At 69.3% G+C, this 22754-nt stretch carries 20 protein-coding genes; 10 read left to right on the forward strand and 10 right to left on the reverse strand.

Translation table 11 applies throughout. From position 1 onward, the window contains the following. Window positions 1-7 precede the first annotated feature (7 nt). From EII35_RS02370 to EII35_RS02395, 6 genes are read right to left on the reverse strand one after another with little or no spacing between them, the layout of a single operon-like run. The gene (locus EII35_RS02370) at window positions 8-2305 is read right to left on the reverse strand and encodes a glycoside hydrolase domain-containing protein (protein ID WP_125226863.1); all 2298 of its coding nucleotides are present in this window, start codon (window positions 2303-2305) and stop codon (window positions 8-10) included. Beyond that, complete coding sequence (locus EII35_RS02375; RefSeq protein ID WP_125226864.1) at window positions 2302-3591, reverse strand: glycoside hydrolase family 125 protein; 1290 nt, start codon at window positions 3589-3591, stop codon at window positions 2302-2304. Before EII35_RS02375 ends, EII35_RS02370 begins: the two co-directional genes overlap by 4 nt. Beyond that, a complete protein-coding gene (locus EII35_RS02380) occupies window positions 3585-4613 on the reverse strand; it encodes an alkaline phosphatase family protein (RefSeq protein WP_125226865.1) in 1029 nt (342 codons plus the stop codon). Before EII35_RS02380 ends, EII35_RS02375 begins: the two co-directional genes overlap by 7 nt. Further along, on the reverse strand, window positions 4610-7678 hold the full coding sequence (locus EII35_RS02385; RefSeq protein ID WP_125226866.1) for an alpha-mannosidase: 3069 nt from the start codon (window positions 7676-7678) through the stop codon (window positions 4610-4612). Before EII35_RS02385 ends, EII35_RS02380 begins: the two co-directional genes overlap by 4 nt. Before the next feature lie 9 nt (window positions 7679-7687). After that, window positions 7688-9070, reverse strand: a complete 1383-nt coding sequence (locus tag EII35_RS02390) for a family 4 glycosyl hydrolase (RefSeq protein WP_125226867.1) — start codon at window positions 9068-9070, stop codon at window positions 7688-7690. Beyond that, window positions 9067-9816, reverse strand: a complete 750-nt coding sequence (locus EII35_RS02395) for a DeoR/GlpR family DNA-binding transcription regulator (RefSeq protein WP_125226868.1) — start codon at window positions 9814-9816, stop codon at window positions 9067-9069. The genes EII35_RS02390 and EII35_RS02395 overlap by 4 nt, the downstream gene beginning before the upstream one ends. Window positions 9817-10033: 217 nt before the next feature. Here EII35_RS02395 and EII35_RS02400 point away from each other — a divergent pair, with 217 nt between their 5' ends. The 6 genes from EII35_RS02400 to EII35_RS02425 are packed head-to-tail and all read left to right on the forward strand — an operon-like array spanning window position 10034 to window position 16174. After that, window positions 10034-11371, forward strand: a complete 1338-nt coding sequence (locus tag EII35_RS02400; RefSeq protein WP_125226869.1) for an ABC transporter substrate-binding protein — start codon at window positions 10034-10036, stop codon at window positions 11369-11371. After that, window positions 11371-12309, forward strand: coding sequence for a carbohydrate ABC transporter permease (locus EII35_RS02405; RefSeq protein ID WP_125226870.1), 939 nt, complete (start codon window positions 11371-11373; stop codon window positions 12307-12309). Before EII35_RS02400 ends, EII35_RS02405 begins: the two co-directional genes overlap by 1 nt. After that, entirely contained in the window at window positions 12306-13154 is an 849-nt protein-coding gene (locus EII35_RS02410; RefSeq protein ID WP_260464984.1) for a carbohydrate ABC transporter permease, read from the forward strand. Before EII35_RS02405 ends, EII35_RS02410 begins: the two co-directional genes overlap by 4 nt. Window positions 13155-13193: 39 nt before the next feature. Then, window positions 13194-14531, forward strand: a complete 1338-nt coding sequence (locus EII35_RS02415) for a right-handed parallel beta-helix repeat-containing protein (RefSeq protein WP_125226871.1) — start codon at window positions 13194-13196, stop codon at window positions 14529-14531. A 57-nt stretch (window positions 14532-14588) separates the two neighbouring features. Continuing rightward, window positions 14589-15488, forward strand: a complete 900-nt coding sequence (locus EII35_RS02420) for a Dyp-type peroxidase (protein WP_221739655.1) — start codon at window positions 14589-14591, stop codon at window positions 15486-15488. A gap of 17 nt (window positions 15489-15505) precedes the next feature. Continuing rightward, entirely contained in the window at window positions 15506-16174 is a 669-nt protein-coding gene (locus EII35_RS02425; protein ID WP_125226872.1) for a trimeric intracellular cation channel family protein, read from the forward strand. Here EII35_RS02425 and EII35_RS02430 read toward each other — a convergent pair. Together EII35_RS02430 and EII35_RS02435 are read right to left on the reverse strand one after the other, a co-directional pair. After that, window positions 16131-16685 carry a TetR/AcrR family transcriptional regulator gene (locus EII35_RS02430; RefSeq protein WP_125226873.1) on the reverse strand — a complete coding sequence of 185 codons (555 nt, stop codon included), beginning with the start codon at window positions 16683-16685 and terminating at the stop codon, window positions 16131-16133. The genes EII35_RS02425 and EII35_RS02430 overlap by 44 nt on opposite strands. Before the next feature lie 9 nt (window positions 16686-16694). Beyond that, on the reverse strand, window positions 16695-17063 hold the full coding sequence (locus EII35_RS02435) for a cytochrome b5 domain-containing protein (RefSeq protein WP_221739656.1): 369 nt from the start codon (window positions 17061-17063) through the stop codon (window positions 16695-16697). A 126-nt stretch (window positions 17064-17189) separates the two neighbouring features. Here EII35_RS02435 and guaB point away from each other — a divergent pair, with 126 nt between their 5' ends. Genes guaB through EII35_RS02450 form a run of 3 tightly spaced genes read left to right on the forward strand, consistent with a single transcriptional unit; the run spans window position 17190 to window position 20115 of the window. Further along, the gene (guaB, locus tag EII35_RS02440) at window positions 17190-18704 is read left to right on the forward strand and encodes an IMP dehydrogenase (protein ID WP_125226874.1); all 1515 of its coding nucleotides are present in this window, start codon (window positions 17190-17192) and stop codon (window positions 18702-18704) included. An 11-nt stretch (window positions 18705-18715) separates the two neighbouring features. Continuing rightward, window positions 18716-19822, forward strand: coding sequence for a GuaB3 family IMP dehydrogenase-related protein (locus EII35_RS02445; RefSeq protein ID WP_125226875.1), 1107 nt, complete (start codon window positions 18716-18718; stop codon window positions 19820-19822). After that, window positions 19819-20115, forward strand: coding sequence for a chorismate mutase (locus EII35_RS02450; RefSeq protein ID WP_125226876.1), 297 nt, complete (start codon window positions 19819-19821; stop codon window positions 20113-20115). Before EII35_RS02445 ends, EII35_RS02450 begins: the two co-directional genes overlap by 4 nt. Before the next feature lie 13 nt (window positions 20116-20128). Here the strand turns inward: EII35_RS02450 and EII35_RS02455 are convergent, their stop codons facing one another. Next, entirely contained in the window at window positions 20129-20488 is a 360-nt protein-coding gene (locus EII35_RS02455) for a hypothetical protein (RefSeq protein ID WP_125226877.1), read from the reverse strand. A 45-nt stretch (window positions 20489-20533) separates the two neighbouring features. After that, the gene (locus EII35_RS02460) at window positions 20534-21562 is read right to left on the reverse strand and encodes a LacI family DNA-binding transcriptional regulator (protein WP_185744122.1); all 1029 of its coding nucleotides are present in this window, start codon (window positions 21560-21562) and stop codon (window positions 20534-20536) included. A gap of 141 nt (window positions 21563-21703) precedes the next feature. Between EII35_RS02460 and EII35_RS02465 the strand changes: the two genes are divergently transcribed. Further along, a complete protein-coding gene (locus EII35_RS02465) occupies window positions 21704-22729 on the forward strand; it encodes an autoinducer 2 ABC transporter substrate-binding protein (protein WP_125226879.1) in 1026 nt (341 codons plus the stop codon). Window positions 22730-22754 lie beyond the last annotated feature (25 nt).

The following is a 22754-nucleotide window of genomic DNA, read 5'->3' on the forward strand; positions in this document are numbered from 1 at the left end:
CCGTTCGTCATGCCAGCAGTTCCTCGATCCACGCCAGGAGGTCGGGGCGGTTGAGCGGTGCGGCCAGGTCCCGGGCCTCGAGTGCCAGGCGGCGGGCCTCGTCAATCATCCCGAGTTCCGCCGTCGCGTGGCTGAGGTTGCGCAGCCCCACCGCCAGGTCGACGCGTGGCTGCTCTCCGGGGTGCTCGGCGACAATCCGCCGGGCGATGGCCGCGGACTCCGCGTAATGGGCCACCGCGCTGGCCCAGTCGGCTCGCTCCGCCGCCACGTCGCCGACGTTGTCGAGGGCGATCTGCAGGTCGTGCAGGGCATCGAAGCCGGGCTGGGCCAGGGCGATGCCGCGCTGGATCTCGAGGCTCTCGGTGTAGTACCCGTGTGCCTTCTCCCAGTCCTCGCGCAGCATGGCGAGGTCAGCCAGTTCGTCGAGGGCGATGGCGAGTCCCTGCTTCGCCTCGAGGCCGCCCTCCCGGGCCTCGACGGCGCGGATGTGGGTGAGGAACTCCAGGTAGTACGCCTCGACCTCGTCCCATCGCTCCTGGGCGATTGCCAGCTGCGCCACCTGGTGCAGGGCGGTGCTCAGTCGCCGCACGTTCTCCAGGGTCGGCTCGGCTGCGACGAGGGCGCGCGAGAGCAGGAGGTCCTCGGCGATCCGACCTTCCATCGTGAGCCGGTCGATGAGGGTGTTGCGGCGTTCCTCGTAGGTGGCGGCGTCCAGGAAGGTGGTGTGGTCCATCGGCTGTCCCCGGGTGAGGGTGGCCACGACGTGTTCCCGCCCGAGCAGCTCGGTGGCGTGGGTGAACAGTGCCCAGTCGCGGAAGGCGTCACGGATCTGCCACCAACGCAGCGATCGTATCGGTTCGAGGCCGGGGCCGGGGTAGACGACGAAGGCATCACCGGAGGGGAAGCAGCCGCCCGCGCTGGTGTCCCGCCACGGGTCGAGGGGGCCGCGGGAGAGGGCCCGGAAGTAGAAGTCGAAACCCCAGTGCAGGAACCCGTTGGCCCCGGTGGTGAACAGCTGCAGCCCGATCATCCGGATGCGTGACGGGTCCATCGCGATGAACCGGTTGGCCAGGTCGGCCTGGATCACGCAGTGGTACACCCAGTTCGGTTCCACCCCGGCATCCCGCCACCTCGGTACCGCATCGGTTGCCACGACGGGTTCGTCGACGAGGTCCCGGAACGCGGGCTCGGACAGTGCGTCGAGGGTGGGGAGATCGCCCAGGGCCTCCCTGAGGCGACGTCGCGCCTCGCCGAACCGCTCGGCGGTGGCGGGGTCGGGCTCGTCGGAGATGTGCACGAAGGGGGTCAGGGTGGGGAACTCGGCCAACAGGCCCCGGACGAAGGGGAGCAGCTGGTCGAGGAACGCGAGGTAGGTCTCGTCGTCGGCGGGGGTGTGCCAGCCGAATCGCAGCTCGGGATCGGCGCCGTCGCGCGCCACCCGGATCGGCGGGGCACATCTGGCTCCCCACTGGGTGAACAGGGGCGGGGTCTCGACATGCCTCATCCCCGCCGCCACCATGAGACCGAGGAAGCGTCGCGCCCGATCCGCGTCGAAGGTGTACTCGCCGGAGGGTGAGCAGCTGATCCGAAGGAGTTGCACATCCGGCCGGTAGGTGCCCTCGGCGGTGTCCAGGGCCGGGGCCCACAGCGGGGCGATCGTCCCGGTCACCCCCATCGCCGCGGCGCATCGGAGGTGGGCGGCGATGGTGTTCCAGTGCTCCTCGCTGAAGGGGGTCACGTCGTAGGCGTGGAGCAGGCAGTCGGGGTGGAGCCACTGGGAGAACCACGGGCCGTCGGGGGCGGTCAACGTCGGCAGGACACGCAACAGCGGGATCTCCCGGACGCCGAGTGGCGAGGGGGTGCCGTCCCACTCATCGACGAGGGAGCCGGTCACGCGCACGGTGGTGTCCCCGGCTGGATGCAGCACGACGTGGAGGCAGTGCCAACCGAGGTGGGTGGCGGCCAGGGTCACCTCCACGTGGGCGTGCCCGTCGTCGACGGGGAGCAGCGGATCCGGGAGCAGGGTGGGGGCGTCGGCGATGAAACCGGTGGTGTTGCCCTCGAAGTGAGGGATCTGGACGGGAACGAGCTCGGCGCGGGTGACCTCGATGTCGCAGCCAGGGGCCTCAACGGCCAGCCGGAACCGTTGCTCGACGCGGGAGTTGCGGGTCTCCGGCAGCCGCCACGCGACGAGGAACCGGGCCGGTTCATCGCTCCAGGTCATGAGCGCCTCGACCTCGGGGCCGACGGGGCCACCGGGTGGGACATGGGCCAGGGGGGAGAGGACGGTGAACTGTGCGGTCATGTGAGCTCCAGAGGTGGCAGGCCGGTGCCGGGGCGGGGACACCTTGCGATCTCCAGGGCCAGGTCCACGAACATCATGTTCGCCCAGGAGAACCAGGGGCGGGTGAAATCGCAGGGGTTCAGGACATCGTAGGACTCGTGCATCCAGCCGGTGCCGCCGGTGGTCGCCATGAGCAGGTCCAGGGCCGAGCCCCGATCCGCCGGGCTCGTCGCGGTGAGCCCGGCGACGGCGACCCCGATCGGCCAGACCCGTCGGCCCGGGGTGTGCGGGGAACCCACCCCGCCCCGGCCGTCGGGGCCGGTGTGGAAGTGTGGATTGGCGGGGGAGAGGACCCGCTGACGGGTGGCGAGGTACAGCGGATCATCGTCGGCGAGGACACCCAACCAGGGCAGGGAGAGCAACGAGGGGACGTTGGCGTCGTCGCAGAACACGTGCGCCCCCGCCCCGTCCACCTCGTAGGCGAGGACCCCGTCGACGATGCCGTGGCGCCGGACGGCCTCGACAATCGCGGCGCTGAGGTCCCGGGCACGGGCGCCCAGCCCGGGCAGCTCGGTGAATCCCCGCAGGGTGCTGGCGAGGTACAGGTTGGCGGGGATGTTGAAGCCCAGCTCGCAGGCGTCGTCGCTGGGCCGGAACCCCTGCCACACCAGGCCCGTGGAGGTGGTCAGCAGTCCGCGTCCCGCGCGGGTCAGGGTGTCGGAGGCGGACGCACCGGGGCGCTCGAACCGGTAGGGGCTGGTGGCCTCGTGGTCCTGCTCCGTCTCCGCCACCGTGAGGATCGCGGCGAGGGCAGGTTCAAAGTCGGGGCTGCGCCAGCTGCTGCAGCCGAGCCGCTCCAGTCGCAGCGCCAGGTCGAGGGGATGGGTGAGGGAGTCCAGCTCCCACTTGCGTTCCCACACGTGGGGGTGTTGCCGGGGCTCGTCGTCGTCCCAGCGGTTCCCGTTCGGGGCGGCGTTGAAGGCGTTGGCGTACGGGTCCAGTCGGATCATCTGCCAGTGTCGCCGCAGCAGCGACGCCGCGACCTCCAGCAGGTCCGGATCCCCCAGCCGCAGGAACGGGGCCAGCTGGAGGCACGAGTCGCGTAGCCACATCGCGGGGATGTCGCCGGTGATGACGAAGGCCTCGCCCGTGAGATCCACCGTCGTCGTCGCGGTGTTGCGCAGGAAACGGACACACATCTCCGCCGCCGTCACGCCCGACGAGGCCGCCACGACCGCGTGCAGCCGCGTCAGCGTCGCCTCCGACACCTCCAACGGCCTGGTGGTCGGGGTGCCGAGGGTCACCATTCGTAGGCGAGGTTCCGGGTCGGCCCCACCGACGGGATGTCCACCGCGACCCCCACCTCGTGGTCGGGATCCCAGCCGCCGTCGCGGACCCCGATGAGGTCGAGCAGCAGCGGGGTCACCTCGTGGCTCCTGAGGCTCCGGAGCCTGCCCTCGGCGTCCTGCCAGCGTTCCGGGAGCTCGACGGGGCCGCCCAGTCGGTGCAGGATGAGGAACGAGCGACGCACCTCCACCTCGTCCTCCCCGTGGCCGCCCTCCGGCTTGTGTCCGTGGTCGGTGACGACGGCGATGAGCCAGTCCTCACCGAGCGCCTCGTACCGTTCCGCGACGGCCTTCACCAGCGCCCGCACGTGCTCGTCGACCTCGCCGAGGGCGGTGAGATACCCCTCGGACGCGGCGCCGTGACGGTGTCCCGCCTCGTCGACCCCCTCGAAGTAGACGAACGCGGCGTCCGGGCCGACGTGGTTGAGGTGATGGCAGCTGTGGCTGCGGACCTCCATGTCGGCGCTGACACACCCGCGTGAGAAGTCCCGCGCCATGAACGAGACGTGGCGCCCAGCGCGCTGCTGGTCCACCCGCTGGTGGATCACCGGACCCATGGCCCCCACCAGTGCGTCCCAGGTCGACCCGGCGTAGGTGAGGGCCCTCGGGTTGGCGAAGAACACCCTCGACAGGATGTCCGGGCACTCGGCCAACCGGTGGCCGACGAATTCGTTCCACCACACGTTGTTCTGCTCGTGGGTGGTGCCGGTGAGCAGACTCGACCATCCCGGGCCGGAATCCGTCGGGGGTGTCATCCACACCGGGGCGATGAGGCCACCCGCCATGAGCCTCGCCAGGGTCCGGGCGGCGGGTCGCTCCGGGTCGGTGGGTGGCATCTCCGGGCGATCCGCTGGGGCCGCCTCGGCCGCGAAGCGGGGATCGGCCGGATGGTCCGGCTCGGCGAAGCCCGGATGGGCGGTCAGGGCGGCCGGGACTGCGACGTCGATCCTCACGCCGTCGACGCCGATGAGCAGGAGTTTCACGATTCTCCTCCAGGGGTGATGCGCAGGGTCAGGATGGTGAAGGGACTCAGGGTCAGCGGGATCTCCCGCACCGGGCCGCTGAGGTCGACGCGCGGGTCGTCGACGGGATCCTCCAAGGGGTCGACCTCGACGACACGCTCCGCGTCGAAGCCGAGACGCAGGGAGCCCGTCGTCCGGCCGCCGCGTCCCTCGTGGAGCCGGACGACGAGGTCGCCGGAGCCGTCCTCGGCGGGCAGCACCGCGTCGACGTGGATGCCCCTGCCCGTCACGTCGGCCAGCCTCACGGGCGGTGCCGTCACCAGCCGGGGCGGCAGGTTGAGGGTCTGCCCCTCCTCGGCGGCGCTCACCACGTCGGCATCCGTCAGGAGCGAGTAGCTGAGGCTCCGGAAGGAGCGGTCGGCCGACGGATCTGGGAACACCGGTGCCCGCATGAGTGACAGTGACACCCGGACCCCGTCGGCGAGCGGCTGGACGTCGTGGCCGTGGGTGGAGTCGTTGAGGAGTGCGGCCCCGTATCCGGGCTCCTCCACGAGCAGCCACCGCTGCGCCGGCACCTCGAAGCGGGAGAAGTCCCAGGACGTGTTCTCGTGGAGGGGGCGACGCACGTGCCCGAACTGCACCTCGGCGACGTGGTCCCGGGCGTGGATCGCCAACGGGAAGGAGGCCTTGAGGAGGGTCTCGCGTTCGTGCCAGTCCACGTCGATGGCGAGGTCGAGGCGAGGGGTGTCCGCCTCGAGTCGGACGTGCTGGACGATGTCGGAGCTCCCCAGGCGGCGGGTGATCCGCACCTCGGCCCTGAGCCCCTCGCCGAGGATCTCGACCCTGTCGGCGGGCGGGACGGGGATCTCGTTGCCCGGGTTGAGGTAGTGCCGTTCGATGTCCCAGGCGTCGAAGGCGTTGGGGACGTCCTCGAAGGCCCGCAGCTGGTTGCCGACCATCCCGGGAAGCAGCAGGTCGCGGCCCTTGGTGAGGTCCGTGACCTGGGCGAGGTCGCCGTCGCCGTCGATGACCACCCGCAACCGCGAGTTCTCCAGCACCACCATCTCGCCGTCGCGACGGACGGTGGCGAGGGAGTCCGGCTCCCGCACGGCATCGGCGAGGGGGGTGATGGCCAGGGGACCAGCGGTGACGAGCCGCGGCTGCCCGTCGACCTCCAGCACCCGGGTGACGGGGTGCGCGTGGGGGTTGACGACGGCGGCCACGCTTCCCGTGGTGGGTGACCGGAGGGCGGTGACGGCCCGGTCGGCGAGGACGGCGAGGCGGGTCAGGATCTCGCGGTACTCCTGGCGGGCCACCCGGTGGACCCAGGCGATGGAGGAGCCGGGGAGGATGTCGTGGAACTGGTTGAGCAGCACCTGCCGCCACAGGGTCTCCAGCTCCGCGGCGGGGAAGTCCTCGACGGGGGCGCCGGCGAGCAGTGCCAGGCTCCACAGGAACTCCACCTCCCGCAGCGCGTGCTCGGAGCGACGGTTGCCCTGCTTCATCTCCAGCTGCGAGGTGAAGATGCCGCGGTGGAACTCCAGGTACAGCTCCCCGACGTGCACCGGCGCGTCCGGGTACTCGGCCCGGGCAGCGTCGAAGAACGAGTCGGGATCCCCCATCGTCACCCGAGGGGCACCCTCGAGGTCGGCCAGCCGACGGATGCGCTCCACCATCTGCGCGGTGGGTCCGCCGCCACCGTCTCCGTAACCGAACGGGATGACCTGCCGCGTCGCCCACCCCTTCTCCTTGTAGTTGTCGACGGCGCGTTTCACCTCCTCGGCGCTGATCTCCGAGTCGTAGCAGTTGACCGGCGGGAAGTGGGTGAAGATGCGGGTCCCGTCGATCCCCTCCCACCACATCGTGGAGTGGGGGAGCTGGTTGTGCTGGTTCCATGACAGCTTCTGGGTGAGGAAACCCGTCATGCCGCACCGGGCCGCGATCTGCGGCAGGTTGCCCGGGTAGCCGAACGAGTCCGGCAGCCACAGGGTGCGGCTGCGGGTGCCGAGCTCCCGCTGGAAGAACCGGGTGCCCATCGTGAACTGGCGGATGAGGGCCTCGCCTCCCGGCAGATTCACATCCGACTCGACCCACATCCCGCCGGACGGGAACCACTGGCCCGCGGCAACGGCCCGGCGGACCGCATCGAAGACCTCGGGGTGGCGCTCCTGCAGCCAGGCGTACTGCTGGGCGCTCGTCGCCGTGAACGTGAAGTCGGGGTACTCCCTCGCGAGGGCGACGACGTTGCTGAAGGTCCGCGCCACCTTGCGGACCGTCTCCCGGACCGGCCACAGCCACGCCGAGTCGATGTGGGCGTGGCCGATCGCCGTCACCGACAGGGCGGAGGCGACGGCAGGTGCCTGCCACACCGGGGCCAGCGCCTGGCGACAGGCCCCGGCGCTGCCGGGAACGTCGTGCAGGTCGAGCACGTCCATGGCGCGGTCGAGGTGACGACAGATGACCGCCCGACGGGTGGAGCCCTCGGGCAGGTGACGGGCGAGGTCCCAGAGCAGGTCGAGGTCGTGGAAGAGCCCCCACAGCGTCTCGTCACGCACCCGGAACTCCGCGCTGCGCAGCTGGTAGATCGGCGTGTCGGGGGCGGTGAGGACGTCGCCCATCGGGGTGGCCCGGCAGCCGTGCGCGAACAGGTCCGGGTTGGCGGCGGCCTCGATGAGGAACTCCACCTCCGTGCCGGGGTCGGCGTCGACGACGCAGGAACGGTTGCGCGAGTTGACCGCCTTGAGCACCGTGAGGTCGGAGGTGAACAGGAGCCCCTCGCACTGGTTTCCCGGCCAGGCGTCCGCGAAGCCCAGGTCGACGTCGAGCCGAACGCTTCCTCTGGGCGCGTCGTCGGGCATGGTGCCGCGCAGCCGGAACCACCACGTGCTCCATGCCGCCCCCCAGGGATGGGGGAGCGTGATCGGTTGGTACTCGGCGAGACGGGCCTCATGCGGGGGCACGGGTTCGCCGGGAACCTCCCACGCCTCGACCTGCAGGGTGCCGACAGTGCGGTCGACGAGGGGAAGGACCCGGTCGTCCTTGACACGTTCCACGCGTTCCAGGACGAGGGTGTCGAAGGCGTGCATGGGGGCTCCTCAGGCCAGGTGGGCGAGTTCGGGGAAGCGGCGGCACGCCTCGTCGAGGAGACGCCTCGCCACTCCGACCCCATCGATGAGGGGGTGCAGGGCGAAGGCCGCGATGGCGTCCTCCCGGCCCCCCTCCAGCGCGGCGCGGATGACGGTGCGTTCGGCGAACTTCACGGACTGGACGAGGCCCACCGCATGGTCGGGCAGTGCGGAGACGGGCAGCGGGCTGACCCCGGTGGCGCTGATGCGGCATGGCCCCTCGATGACGGTGTCCGCAGGCAGGGCCGACAGGCGTGACCCGTTGCGGAAGTTGACGATGAGGTCCGTCGCCTCGTCGAAGGCGATGGCCTTCATGACGGCCAGGGCCACCCGGTCGTAGCCCCCGGAGGCGAGGTCCTCCTCGTCGCGCCCGATCCCGCCCGCGGCGAGACGGTTGGAGGCCATGTAGGTCTCCTCCCGTTGCAGCCGCGTCGCCTCCCACAGGTCGAGGGCGGCGTGGCCGTCGAGGCGGGCCGCCCGTTCGTAGAACTCGGCCTGCTGGCGCGCCAGGTAGACGCCCCGGGTGGCCTCGACCCTCTCGTCGGCCTCCCGGGTCTCCCGCGCGAAGTAGTAGTAGTGCAGGTACTCGTTCGGCACGGAGCCGAGCCACTGGATCCACGGCGCCCCGAACAGGCGCCCCTCCTCGAAGGACTCGATGAGGTCCGGGCGCGCCAACAGCCGCGGCAGGACGTCCACGTCGTCGACGAGGAGACGCTGCAGCCAGCCGAGGTGGTTGAGGCCCACGTAGTCGAGGCGGACCCGGTCGTCGCCGGCGATGATCTGCGCGGCGCGGCCCGCGGGCACCAGCCCGGCGTCCTCCAGCGTCGTCAGGACCCGGCGGGCCAGTCCGACGGGGGAGTCGCAGATGCCGATCACCCGGTCGCCGAGGATGCGGGAGCTGACCTCCGTGATGATCCCGGCGGGGTTGGTGAAGTTGATCAGGTGTGCCCGGGGTGCCGCCGCTGCGATCGTGCTGGCGATCTCCAGAGCGGTCGGGATGCCCCTGAGGGCGTAGTCCAGGCCACCGAAGCCGGTGGTCTCCTGGCCGAGGACACCGCAGCAGTGTGCGATCTCCTCCTCCGTGGCCCGGCCGCGGGTGCCGCCGACCCGGATGGCGCTGAAGACGAAATCCGCGTCCGTGACGGCGTCCTCGAGGGATTCGGCGACGACGACGGCGGGGGCGTCGCGGCCCTCGGCCATGGCGGCGAGGATGGCGCTCATCGTCGCCGTGCGCGCGGTGTCGGTGTCCCACAGCCTCAGCTCGGTGACGCGGTGGTCGCTGCGGTCGGCCAGGAGGGTTCGGTACATGAGGGGGACGCGAAACCCGCCTCCCCCGAGGAGGGTCAGTCTCATGGGTGGAGCACTTTCGTTGGTGTGTCGGCCCAGGCCGCTGGCAGGGGCCGGTCGGTGACGAGCAGGTCGATCTCGGCGAGATCGAGGGCCGTGTGGGCGCCGATGCCGGGGAACTTCCCGTGGTCGGCGGCGAGGATCATGCGGGTCGAGCTGCTCCGCAGGGCCCGCTTGATGTCGCGTTCGCGCGGGCTGGTGTCGCGGAGCACGGCCCGTTCCCCGACCCCGGAGCAGCCGATGACGGCGACGTCCACCTGCAGGCCGGTGATCTCCGTCACGGCGGCGTCCCCCTGGGTGCAGAGGTACTCCCGGTTGATCGTCCCGCCGAGCAGGATCTGCTCGATGTTGGGGCGGGGCAGCAGCAGTTCGACGATGCGCAGGGAGTTGGTCACGACCGTCAGGTCGAGTTCCTGGGCGGCCCGGGCGATCTCCCAGCACGTCGTTCCCGCCTCGAGGAACACCGTGCTCCCGGCGGGGAGCTGGGTGGCGACGAGGTCGGCGATGGCCCGCTTGGCCCCCGAGTTGCGGGGCAGCACCTCGTCGAAGGGCTCGTCCCGTACCTCCGTCGCGGCGGTGAGCTTCGCCCCGCCGAAGACCCGGGTGATGAGGCCGGACTCCTCGAGCTCGTCGAGGTCCCGCCGGATGGTCGCGGCCGAGACGCCGAGGGCGTCGACGAGCGCAGCGGTGCTCTCCACCTGTCTCTGACGAAGGTGGTCGAGGATTGCCTGCTGCCGCACCTCTTTGAGCACGCCGCCAACCTATCCCGGGATTCCCAACCGCGCAACAAAAACGCTCAAACAAGATCAAAAACGAACATTGACAGACAAACCCGCGCACCCTAGCCTGAACTGCAGGGTGCCCCCAACGATGGAGGAGACGAATGGCTGAACGAGGACAGGGCCGACCTCGTGCGCGGCTCCGGGACCACCTGATTGCCGTCCAACCACAGATCCAAGGAGAAGGACAATGACCACCTGCCCCATCCCGCGTCGCGGAGTCCTCGCCCTCGGCGGCGTCGCCTCCATGGCGACCGCCCTCACCGCCTGTTCCACGGCGGTCAACCCGTCCTCGGGCAACTCCTCCGGTGCACCCGCAGGCTCCGGCCAGACGCAGCCCGGATCAGGTGGCGCCGAGATGGTGCTGTGGACCTGGCCCGAGGGGTTCGCCCAGGCCGTGCTGGACTCCGTGAAGCAGAAGTTCCCCGACGTCGCGCTCCGCCAGGACGTCATCGGTGGCGACTTCAAGCAGAGGCTGTCCGTCGCCCTCCAGACCAAGGACAGCCGGCCCACCATCACGGGCGTCAAGGGCGAGGACATCGCCTTCTTCGCCGCCGAACCCGACTACTTCGTCGACCTCAACACCCTCGGGGCCGCGGAGCACAAGGACCATTTCCTCGACTGGAAGTGGGCCCAGGCCATGACCGAGGACGGTCGGCAGCTGGGCATCCCCATCGACATCGGCCCGACCGCGCTGTTCTACCGCTTCGACATCTTCGAGCAGATGGGCCTGCCCTTCGAGCCCGAGGCCCTGGCCGCCGCCATCCGGACCTGGGACGACTACTTCGCCCTCGGCACCGAGATGAAGGGCAAGGACCCCGAGACCTTCCTCATCCGCAACCTCAGCGGCGTGTTCGACACCGTCGTGAAGCAGTCCGGAAAGAACTACATCGACGAGTCCCACGCCTTCATCGGCGGGGCCGAGCACGTGCGTGCCGCCTGGGACACGGCCGTCAAGGCCCGCACCCTCGGCATCTCCGCCGCGCTCACGTCGAACTCGCCCGACTCGACGGCCGCCGTCGCCGCGGGCAAGCTTCCCGCCGACCTCGGGGCCTCCTGGCACCTGGCCGACCTCATCGTCGACGCCCCGGACACCTCCGGCAAGTGGCACGTCTGCCCGCACCCCGGCGACGCCACGAACAACGGCGGCTCCTTCCTCGCCATTCCTGCCGACACCCCGGAGGCGGCCAAGGCCTTCGAGATCATCCTGCACATCCTCAACGCGGAGAACCAGATCATCGAGTACGGCGACAAGGGCAACTTCCCGGCCAACGCGGAGGCCTTCAACTCCGACGCGCTCAAGGCCCCCGTCGAGTTCCTCGGCGGGCAGCCGGCCGGTGAGATCTTCGCCAAGGCGGCGGAGACCGTCCGGCCGCTCTACGAGCACCCCGCCAACAACACGGTCAGTGGCCCGTTCTTCGCCGAACTGCAACTCGTCGAGTCCAGTGGCAAGGACCCCGAGCAGGCCTGGACCGACGCCGTCGAGGCGGCCAAGCGCCTCGCCGAACAGGCAGGTGTGACCGTCTGATGAGCCGTCGACCCCGCACGACCAGGTCGGAGCCCGGCACGTTGCGCGTGCGGGGTCGACGAGCCCTGCCGCTCTATCTGGCCGTCTCGCCCTACTACCTGCTCTTCGCCCTCTTCGCCGCCGTCCCCATCGCCTTCACCGCCTACATCTCCCTGACCAGCTGGTCGGGTCTCGGCGAGGCAAGGTTCGTGGGCCTGAAGAACTACGAGTGGCTCGTCACCGACAAGCTGTTCTGGAAGTCGCTGGTCAACACCCTCATCCTGTGGGTGATGTCGACGGTGCCGTGCCTGACCATCGCCACCCTCGTCGCCCTGGCCCTCAACAGCGTGACGCGCTTCTCCAACACCTACCGCGTGGCCTACCTGCTGCCGAACGTCACCTCGCTGGTGGCGATGGGCATCCTGTTCAGCTCCGTCTTCTCCAGCAACTTCGGCCTCGCCAACGCCTTCCTCAACGTGTTGGGGATGGAGAACGTGAAATGGCTCAAGACGGAGTGGGGCATCAAGATCGCGATCGCGACCCTGACCACGTGGAGCTTCGTCGGCTACAACGCCCTCATCATCCTGGCCGGCCTCCAGTCCATCCCGAAGCAGATCTACGAGGCGGCCGCGCTCGACGGGGCGGGTCCGGTGAAGCAGTTCTTCTCCATCACCCTGCCGCTGCTGCGACCCATCGTGCTGTTCGTCACCATCATGTCGACGATCGGTTCACTCCAGTCGTTCACCGAGTCCCAGGTCATGACGAGTTCCCAGGTGAGCAGCGCCGCCGCCAGTGGGGGTGTGGGCAACTCGGGTCTCACCATGGTGATGTACTTCTACGCCGTCGCCTTCCAGGACAACCGCTACGGCTACGGCGCCGCGATCGCGTGGGGCGTCGTGGTGGTGGTCCTCGTCTTCGCCATCATCAACTTCTTCGCGGTGAGGAGGCGGGAGTCGTGAGCACGTCGACCACTCGCCGCCGACCTGTCCCCGTCGCGGCCATCGGCAGGCACGTCTTCCTCATCGCCGGGGCGCTGCTGGCCTTCTTCCCGTTCTACTGGATGTTCGTGCTGTCGACGCACCGGTCGGCCGCCATCTACGAGTTCCCGCCGCCCCTGCTGCCCGGGGATCGGGGGGTGGAGAACTTCCAGACCGTGACGAACACCGTCAACGTGCTCGGGGCGATGGCCAACACGTTCATCGTCGCGACCGTCGTGACGACCGTGGTCCTTTTCCTGGACTCCATCGCGGCCTTCGCGTTCTCCAAGTACGCCTTCAAGGGGCGCAATCTCCTGTTCGGGATCATCATGCTGACCTTCCTGCTGCCCGGTCAGCTCTCCACCATCCCGCTGTTCCTCATCATGAGCGAGATCGGCTGGGTGGGGAAGCTGCAGGCGGTGATGTTCCCAGCCTTCGCCAACGCCTTCGGGATCTTCTGGCTCCGGCAGTACTTCACCAGCGCCGTCCACGTCGAACTCCTCGAGGCCGCCACCATCGACGGGTGCGGTTTCTTCCGCCAGTACCTCCACGTCGCCCTGCCCGCCGCCCGCCCGGCCCTCGCCTTCCTCGGGATCTTCACCTTCATCGGCTCGTGGAACGAGTTCCTGTGGCCCCTCATCGTGCTCAACAACCCGAACCAGCTGACCCTCCAGGTCGCGCTCTCCCAGTTGCAGACCGCCCACGGCACCGACTACGGCATGCTCATGATGAGCGCCGTCATCGCCGTCGCACCGTTGTTGATCGTCTTCATGCTCGGTTCTCGCCAATTCCTGCGTGGACTCACCGACGGTGCTGTCAAGATGTGACGGTCCCCACACCAGCCCCTTTTCCGTCCAGGAGGTCCAGTGACAGCCCAGGCCCGAAGCTTCCACGTGTCCAACGGTGGCGACGACCGTCGATCGGGCACCTCGCCCGAGACGGCCTGGCGGAGCATCGCCAGGGTGCAGCAGGCGATCGACCGTGGGGAGGTGCGGCGGGGTGACGCCGTCCTGCTCCACAGTGGCCACCGTTTCCACGGCCAGTTCACCGACTTCTCGGCCCTCCAGGGCGAGGGGCGGCTCACCTTCGGGGCCTACGGGGCGGGGGAGCGCCCGCAGCTCGTCGGGTACAAGGTCCTGGGCGATCCCGCTGTCTGGCGCAACCTCGGCCGCAACCGCTGGCAGGTCCAGCTGGACGACCTCGCCACCCACGGCGGCAACCACTCCACCCGCGACGTCAACGTCGGTCTCATCGAGGTCAACTCGGAACTGCACGGCGGCCGCAGGGCCTCGGCGGACGAACTGTGCAACGCATGGGACTGGCACTCGGATCTCGAAGCGGGGACCCTGACCGTGGTGTGTCACACCAATCCGAGTCGGGCCGGGGAGGTCAGGGTCGCTGTGGACGGACGGCTGTTCCAGGCCGCCGACGACATGACCATCCGGGGCCTCGACCTCGTGGGCTGCGGCGGCCACGGGATCCAGACCGAGGACGTCTCAGGGGTGCGGGTGCAGGGCAACCGCATCCGGAACATCGGCGGCAGCGAGCTGACGACGTTCCACGTGCCGGGGGTCCGTTACGGCAACGGGGTGGAGATGTGGATCAACAGCCATGACGTCCTCGTCGAGGGGAACGTCATCCACGACGTCTACGACGTCGCCGTCACCCTCCAGGGGGAGCAGGTGGTCGAGCCGACCGGGGCGGATCCAGTCCGCCGACACGGTTGGACCGATGTCCACGTGCGGGGCAATCGCATCAGCCGGTGCAGCCAGTCGTTCGAGATCTGGTGCCGCAGCCAGGTCCTCCGTGACGGCGACGTCGAACGCGTGCTCACCCACGATGGTGAGGGAGGCGGCTTCGTCCGGTGCACCTTCTCCGGGAATCACTGCACCGACGCCGGGGTCGGCTGGGGGTACCGGGTCCGGCCCAACAAGGACGAGGCGGGGGTGCACCTGCTGTCCTACTCGGAGGAACTCCCGATGGACCTGCGTATCACGGGAAATCGGTTCCTCGACGCCCACAACGCCTACATCTACCGACTTCCGGACGGGCCAACCGGACTCGTCATCGACGACAACGAGATCCGGTTGCGGCCAGCCCAGCGCATCCAGCAGCAGCCGAGACGACCCGAGACCTTCCCGGAACACGAGGCCTGGGCCCGAGCCACGGGATTCGACCTGAACTCGACCTGGCTGGAGGGGTGACGGCGTCGCCGTGTCCGATGTGGGCATCGACGGGGGCAGGCGCGCTAACGTGACCCCATGAGCATCCCGCAACCCGGAATCTTCGCCCTCGGCACACCCGAGAACGCCTACCTCGAACTTGACCTTGTCCGACCCGACGCGCTGGAGGACCTGCTCGGTGCGCTCCTGGCACTGCCCGCCGCCTACACCGAGGGTGGCTGCAACATGGTGATCGGTGTCCGCCCCAGCCTGTGGCGGGCGCTCCACCCTGAACAGACCCCCGTCGATGCCGAGGACTGGACCGAGCCCATCGTCGGGACCTCCGGGTTCGAGATGCCCGCCACCCCGCACGACGTGTGGGTGTGGCTCGCCGGCGCGGAGCGCGCCATCATCTTCGACCGCACCACGGAACTGCGCGAGGCCATCGCCGGGATCGCCACCGTCGCGACGGAACTGTCCGGGTGGCACTACAAGCAGTCCCGTGACCTCACCGGCTTCATCGACGGCAGCGAGAACCCGTCCCTCGTCGAGGCGCCCTCGGTGGCGTGCGTTGCGCCCGGGGAGCCGGGGGCCGGTGCGTCGATCCTGCTGTTCCAGCAGTGGCGTCACGAGACCAACTGGGCCGCACTCAGCCAGGAGGAGCAGGAGAAGGTCATCGGCCGCACGAAGCCGGACAGCGTCGAGCTGGACGACGACGTGATGCCCGAGACCTCCCACGTCTCGAGGACCGTCGTCGAGCACGACGGTGAGGAACTCGAGATGTTCCGCCGCAACGTCGGCTACGGCCGCACCGGGGATCACGGCACCCTGTTCGTCGGTTTCAGCAAGGACCAGTTCCGCCAGTTCGAGATGCTGCGGCGCATGGCCGGGACCGACGGGGTGCGTGATGCGCTCACCCGGTTCACCACCCCGCTGAGCGGTTCGGTCTACGTCGTGCCCTCGGCCACGGATCTGAGCGCCCACCTCGACGAGGACTGACGCGGGCCTGAGCTGACGTGTGGGAGCTTGAGACACTCACGAGGCTCGGTCTGTCCGCCACGGGGATCATCGCCTTCGCCATCTCCGGTGCTCTCGCCGCGAAGCGGCGGGACATGGACGGGGTGGGGATCGTCACGCTGGCCTGTGTGACAGCCGTCGGCGGCGGCGCGGTGCGCGACATGATGATGGGCGCCACCCCCGTCGCCGCCCTGGTGGACCTGTGGATGATCGCCCTTGCAGCGCTCACGGGACTGGTGGTGATGTTCACCGTCCCGCCCAACGTCCGTGAGCGTGGGCCGCTGCTCGTCTTCGACGCCATCGGGCTCGGGATGTTCGTCGTCGACGGGGCCCTCAAGGGGCTGCATCACGGCCTGCACCCGCTCGCCGCAGCACTCATCGGGGTGGTGACGGGGGTCGGTGGCGGCATCCTGCGGGACGTGCTGGCCTCGGAGGTCCCCATCGTCTTCAGGCGTCGATCCCACCTGTACGTGGTCCCGGCCATGCTCGGCGGCCTCCTCATCGTCGGCCTCGACGCCATGGGTGCGGCCGGGATGGTGGGGATGCTGGGGACAGCAGGGTTGGTCATGGCCGTGCGGATCGCCTCGCTGCTGCGTGGCTGGCACGTCCCCGGCGGCCGCGTCGTCACCTGGCGACGGGAAACACCTTGTCCAGGAGAGCGTCCATGAGGAACTCCAGGGAGCGAGGCGAGATGACACCGGCCCGGTCGAGGGCGATCATCGCCGCGTAGAGCTCCTCGAAGAGGTCGTCGTCCACGTCGGGGGAGACCCGCCCCTCCTCGCGCCACTGCTGCAGCTTCACGGCGAGCAGGGGGTCGAGCACCCCGCAGCGGGACTCCGGGCAGGCCACGGCCCGGAGGTGGGGGCCCAGCGCGTCCCCGAACCACTCGGCGAGGATCCGGCTGCCCTGCGCGGCCTCGATGGACCCCGCCACCCACTGGGGCAGCGCCACGCGGGGGTCGGACCAGTCCACGCTGGCGAGGAGGGCCTGCTTCGCCCGGTCGTTCTCGGCGAGGTACACCTCTGTGAACAGGTCCCGTTTCGAGGGGAATGAGTTGTAGAGACTCCCGACGGCGATACCTGCCCGTTTCGCGATGGCCGCCATCCCGGTGCGGGCGTAGCCGTGCCGGGCGAACTCCTCCCGCGCGGCGGTCAGGATCGGGTCGGGCGTGATCGGCATGCCTTCATCCTAGGAGTGGGCGAAGGAGCCGACGACCTTCATCTTCGGCAGGACCGAGCCGGGGTGTCCGGAGTTGATGAACTCCTCCGTGAGGTCGCGCCCGGCCGGCAGCCCGTGGTGGCGGCCCTCCTTCCACCGCTCCGTGACGTCGTAGACGACGCCGTTCACGGCGATCCAGGCGGGGCGCCCGTCGAGTCCGTCGTTGGCGGCGAGTTCCTCCGGGGTGACGGTGCGGGAGTCGATGAGGGACTGCTCCTCGGCGCTGAAGGTGCGCTCCACCTTCGCGGGATCGCCCTTGTGGGACTGGCGTGGCATGACGAGGATCGCCACCACGATGACGGCGACGATGATGAGGGAGATGAGCAACCAGCGTGGCATGGGTCCTCCTTGACTGAATGAACCAGCTGTACGTTCATTCAGTGTACACCCGTGAGGTCGCTGGGGAGCGCAACCGGCTTCCGCGATAGACTCGGGCCTGCTGTTCCCCTGGCGAAGGAGACCTTGGTGGCCAACCTCACCCCTGCCGGTGTGCCCGCACCCTTCGAGACCCTCGGACTGACCTTCGACGACGTGTTGCTGCAGCCCAACGAGTCGGATGTCATCCCCTCGGAGGCGAACACGGCGACGCAGTTCAGTCGCAACATCACCCTCAACATCCCGCTGGCCTCGGCCGCGATGGACACCGTGACCGAGGCCCGGATGGCCATCGCCATGGCCCGCGAGGGGGGAATCGGCATCCTCCATCGCAACCTGTCCATCGAGGACCAGGCGCACATGGTCGACCAGGTGAAGCGCTCCGAGGCGGGCATGGTCACCGAACCCGTGACCATCAGCCCTGACGCCACCCTCAGTCAGGTCGATGAGCTCTGCGCCCAGTACCGGATCTCCGGGGTCCCCGTGGTGGACCGTGAGGAGCGACTCGTCGGCATCATCACCAACCGGGACCTGCGTTTCGAGGACGACGGAAACCGCCCTGTCCATGAGGTCATGACCAAGATGCCGCTGGTCACGGCCCCCGTCGGGATCTCCGGCCCTGACGCGCTGGCCCTGCTCGCCAAGAACAAGATCGAGAAGCTGCCCATCGTCGACTCGGAGGGCAGGCTCTCCGGCATGATCACCCTCAAGGACTTCGTCAAGGCCGACAAGTATCCCAACGCCGCCAAGGATGACGCGGGACGCCTGCGGGTGGGGGCCGCCGTCGGATTCTTCGGGGACGCGTGGGAGCGGGCGATGGCCCTCGTGGAGGAAGGAGTCGACTGCATCATCGTCGACACCGCCCACGGTCACTCCCGAGGCGTGGTGGACATGATCCGTCGTCTCAAGGCGGAACCCCTCGCCGCCGGGGTCGACGTCATCGGCGGCAACGTCGCCACCTACGCCGGGGCCCACGCCCTGGTCGAGGCCGGAGCGGACGGCATCAAGGTCGGGGTGGGGCCCGGCTCCATCTGCACCACCCGGGTCGTCGCCGGGGTCGGTGTGCCGCAGGTCACGGCCATCCACGACGCGGCCAGGGCGGCCAGGCCGCACGGAGTGCCGGTCATCGGCGACGGCGGGCTCCAGTACTCCGGTGACATCGCCAAGGCCCTCGTCGCCGGTGCGAACTCCGTGATGCTCGGCTCCCTGCTGGCCGGATGCGAGGAGAGCCCCGGCGACCTGGTCTTCATCAACGGCAAGCAGTTCAAGACCTATCGGGGCATGGGCTCGCTCGGCGCGATGGCCGCCCGCGGCAGGAAGGCCTCCTACTCCAAGGACCGGTACTTCCAGGGTGATGTCTCCAGCGACGAGAAGCTCATCCCCGAGGGGATCGAGGGGCAGGTCGCCTACCGTGGACCCCTCGCGGCAGTGGCCTATCAGCTCGTGGGAGGGCTGCGGCAGTCGATGTTCTACTCCGGGGCCCGGACGGTCCCGGAGCTCCAGGAACGCGGTCGATTCGTTCGGATCACCTCCGCAGGACTGCGCGAATCGCATCCGCACGACATCCAGCTCACCGCCGAAGCCCCCAACTACTGGTCCCGCTGAAAGGCCCTTCCATGTACGAACTCGGCCGCTCCAAGAACACCACGCGCGGTCTCGCCTTCGACGACGTCGCCATCGCGCCGGCCCGGAGGACTCGGGCCGAATCGGAGGTGGATCTCAGCTGGCGCATCGACGCGGTGACCTTCGACTCGCCCATCGTCGCGGCCCCCATGGACTCGGTGATGTCCCCCGCCACCGCCATCGAGATGGGGCGGCTCGGTGGGCTGGGGGTCCTCAACCTCGAGGGGCTGTGGACCCGCTACGAGGATCCGTCGAGGGCCTACGAGCAGTTGACCGAACCCGCGGACCAGGTCACCGCGACCCGACGGTTGCAGCAGATCTACGCGGAGCCCGTCAAGGCCGAACTCATCGAGGCCCGTCTCGCCGAGATCCGTGCCGCCGGGGTGCCGGTCGCGGGGGCGCTCTCCCCGGCGAGGACCCAGCAGTTCGCCGACGTCATCGCACGCAGTGGCGTCGACTTCTTCGTCATCCGCGGCACCACCGTCTCCGCCGAGCACGTCGACGGGGCGGAGAACCCGCTCAACCTCAAGGAGTTCATCTACCGATTTGATGCCCCCGTGCTGGTGGGGGGATGCGCCACCTATCAGATGGCGTTGCACCTGATGCGGGCCGGTGCGGCCGGTGTCCTGGTCGGGTTCGGCGGCGGTGCCACGCACACCACCGCGTCCGTGTTGGGCATCGAGGTGCCCATGGCCTCCGCGGTGGCGGATGTCGCCGAGGCCCGTCGGGACTACCTGGAGGAGTCCGGGGGGCGCTACGTCCACCTCATCGCCGACGGCGCCGTCGGGCGTTCCGGCGACATCGCGAAGGCGATCGCCTGCGGGGCCGACGCCGTCATGGTCGGTTCGCCACTGGCCCGGGCCACGGAGGCCCCGGGACGTGGGTGGCACTGGGGCCCCGAGGCCTGGCACGCGACCCTGCCCCGGGGGGAACGGGTCTTCTTCGAGCAGGTGGGTTCCCTGGAGGAGGTCGTCAACGGGCCCTCGCGGCTGCCGGACGGCACCATGAACCTCGTCGGTGGGCTCCGCAAGGCGATGGCCCTGACCGGCTACACCGACATCAAGTCCTTCCAGCGCATCGACATGATGGTGCACCGATGAGCCCCGACGAGGCCGCGGCCGAACTGCGTCGGCTGCGCGGCAGCATCGACAACATGGACGCGATGCTCGTCCACCTGTTGGCGGAACGGTTCAAGATCACCCAGCAGGTGGGGGAGCTCAAGGCGCGTGCCGGTCTGCCCGCGGCTGACCCGCAACGCGAGGCCGAGCAGATCAGGCGGCTCAGGGCCCTGGCGGAGGAATCGCACCTGGACCCTGAGTTCGCCGAGAAGGTGTTGAACTTCATCGTTGCCGAGGTCGTCCGGCACCACGAACGGATAGCCGCGACCGGCTGAGGGGCGACCCCGGTCAGGGGTGCGGGTAACCGCCCGGGAAGTGTCCGGCCTGCGTGGCCGCTCGGCGACGCTTGCTCTGCCTGGCCTGCATGACCCCGCCCGTGACGGCGGTGCCGATGGCCGCGGCGGCCAGCCCCAGCCCGGCCCAGCGCGCGGGAAGCGCCGAACGCGTGTCCCAGTTCCAGTACTTCTCGAAGTCCTCGGAACTCAGGCGGCACTCCTTGCCGTCCTTCTCGATGGCGAAGCCCGAGGTGGGTTGCCCCTCCGCAACGCAGTTCACCTCGGGGGCTGGGCCCAGGTGTTTGATGGTGATGAGGCCGATCCCAGCGATGAGCAGGATCCCGGCGACAATGTAGAGATACCAAGCTTTCATGAACGAAAGCTACCATCGGGTCCCGGGCCGGGGGCGGGAGGGGAGTCACGCGGAACTGGAGCGACGCACGATGAGGCTGGGCTGGAGCACCACCCGTCGGTGCTCGTGGTCGGGGTTCGTCACGTGGTCGATGAGGAGCCGGGCGGCGTGATCGCCCATGAGCGAGGTCGGCTGCCGGATACTGGTCAGCGGCACGATCCAGTTGGCGGCGAAGTCCACGTCGTCGTACCCGACGAGGGCGACGTCCTCGGGAATCCTGATCCCGCCCCTGGTGAAGGCCCGGTACACGCCGAAGGCGAGCATGTCATTGCCGCAGCACAGCCCGGTGGGTGGGCGTCGTCGGGCGAGGATCTGTTCCCCGGAGGCGAGCCCGCTCGGCTGCCCGATGCCGTCCGAGCGGAACACCTGCAGGGTCGTCGGGTCGAGGCCGGCCTCGGCCATCGCCTCCCGGATGCCCTGCTCCCGCTGCGCGAACTGGGACAGGTCCGGCAGCCCCGCGACGAAGCCCAGCCGGGTGTGGCCGAGGGAGATGAGGTGCTGGGCGGCCATGCGTCCCCCGGCGACGTGGTCCACCGAGACCGAACACGGATGGTCCGTTGAGGTGTGGTCGATCAGGACCAGGGGGACCCCGTGCGCGGCCTCGACGGGGGGATGGCCGCCGCCGGCCGGGGTGAGCAGCGCCCCGGCGACGCGCTGCGCCGCGAGGGTGCGCAGCAGCGTCTCCTCCCGGTCGTGATCGTTCTCGGAGTTGCTGAGGATCAGGACGTGGCCCAGCTCCGCCGCGGCCCGTTCGACGGCGTGGGCCACCTCCATGAAGAAGGGGCTGAGGAGGTCGACCACGACGAGCCCGAGCAGGTTGCTGGCGGCGCCCGTGAGCACCCTCGCCTGCTGGTTGGGGACGAAGCCGAGATCCCGGATCGCGGCGAGGACGAGGTCGCGGGTGGTGGGGGAGACCCGTTCCGGGTGGTTGAGGGTGTTGCTCACGGTGCCGGGGGACACCCCGGCCCGCGCGGCCACCTCGGCGACCCCGACGCGTTTGGTCATACCTGCTCCCAGCGGTGCGGAGGCGGCCATGAGCCGCTCCTCCAGGTCACGGAAAGGTATCGATCGTCCTCGGGGACTACCCGGGGCGTGATCCTGTACGTTAGGCTCCAGCATAAGCGTTTAAAGCGTTTTAATTTGGGCGACGTGGCCCGGACACATGAAGGAGACGCAATGAAGCGGCGACTGTTCCTCCAGATCAACGGCCTGGCAGCTGCCACCCTCGGCCTCGTGGCGTGCAACGACTCCGCTCCCGGCGGGGCGGGCAGCTCCGACGGCAAACACACCATCGTCATCGTCCCCAAGGACGCCACCAACCCGTGGTTCGTGCGCATGGAGGAGGGCGTCAAGCGGTTCGCACAGGAGACGGGACTCAACGTCTACCAGAAGGGACCCGCCGAGACCGACGCCACCATGCAGGTCCAGGTGATCCGGGACCTCATCGCCCAACGGGTCAGCGCGATCGGCGTCGTCCCGGTTGACCCAGCGGCACTGGAACCGGTCCTCAAGGAGGCGATGGACGCGGGCGTCCTCGTCATCACCCACGAGGGAGCCAGCCAGAAGAACACCAAGTACGACATCGAGGCCTTCAACAACAAGGCCTATGGCGGCTTCATCATGGACAACCTCGCCAAGGCCATGGGGGAGGAAGGGGTCTACACCACCATGGTCGGGCACGTCACCAACGCCTCCCACAACGAGTGGGCCGACGGCGGTGTGGCCCACCAGAAGGAGAAGTACCCGAACATGACCCTCCTCGAGGCGGAGGCCCGCGTCGAGTCCCAGGACGATGGCGAGGGTGCCTACCAGACGGCCAAGGAGCTGTTCAAGAAGTACCCGGACCTCAAGGGCATCATGGGCACCTCGTCGTTCGACGCCCCCGGCATCGCCCGCGCGATCAAGGAACTCGGGCTCAAGGGCAAGGTGTTCACCGCCGGTACCGGCATGCCCGCCGCGAACAAGGAGATCCTGCAGGAGGGGCTCGTCGCGGCCCTCACCCTGTGGGATCCGGCCCTGGCCGGCTACGCGATGGCCTCGCTCGCGAGGAAGGTCCTCGACGGCGAGGAGATCAAGGACGGCATCGACCTCGGGGCCGAGGGCTACGAATCCATGAAGTTCGCCGAGGGCAGCGACAAGGTGCTCGAGGGGTCCGGCTGGATCATCATCACCGCGGAGAACGTCGACAGCCTGGGATTCTGAGAATCTGCCCTCGGGTCACCCGAGG

The sequence above is a fragment of the Arachnia propionica genome (genome assembly GCF_003932785.1).
Lineage (GTDB): Bacteria > Actinomycetota > Actinomycetes > Propionibacteriales > Propionibacteriaceae > Arachnia > Arachnia propionica_B.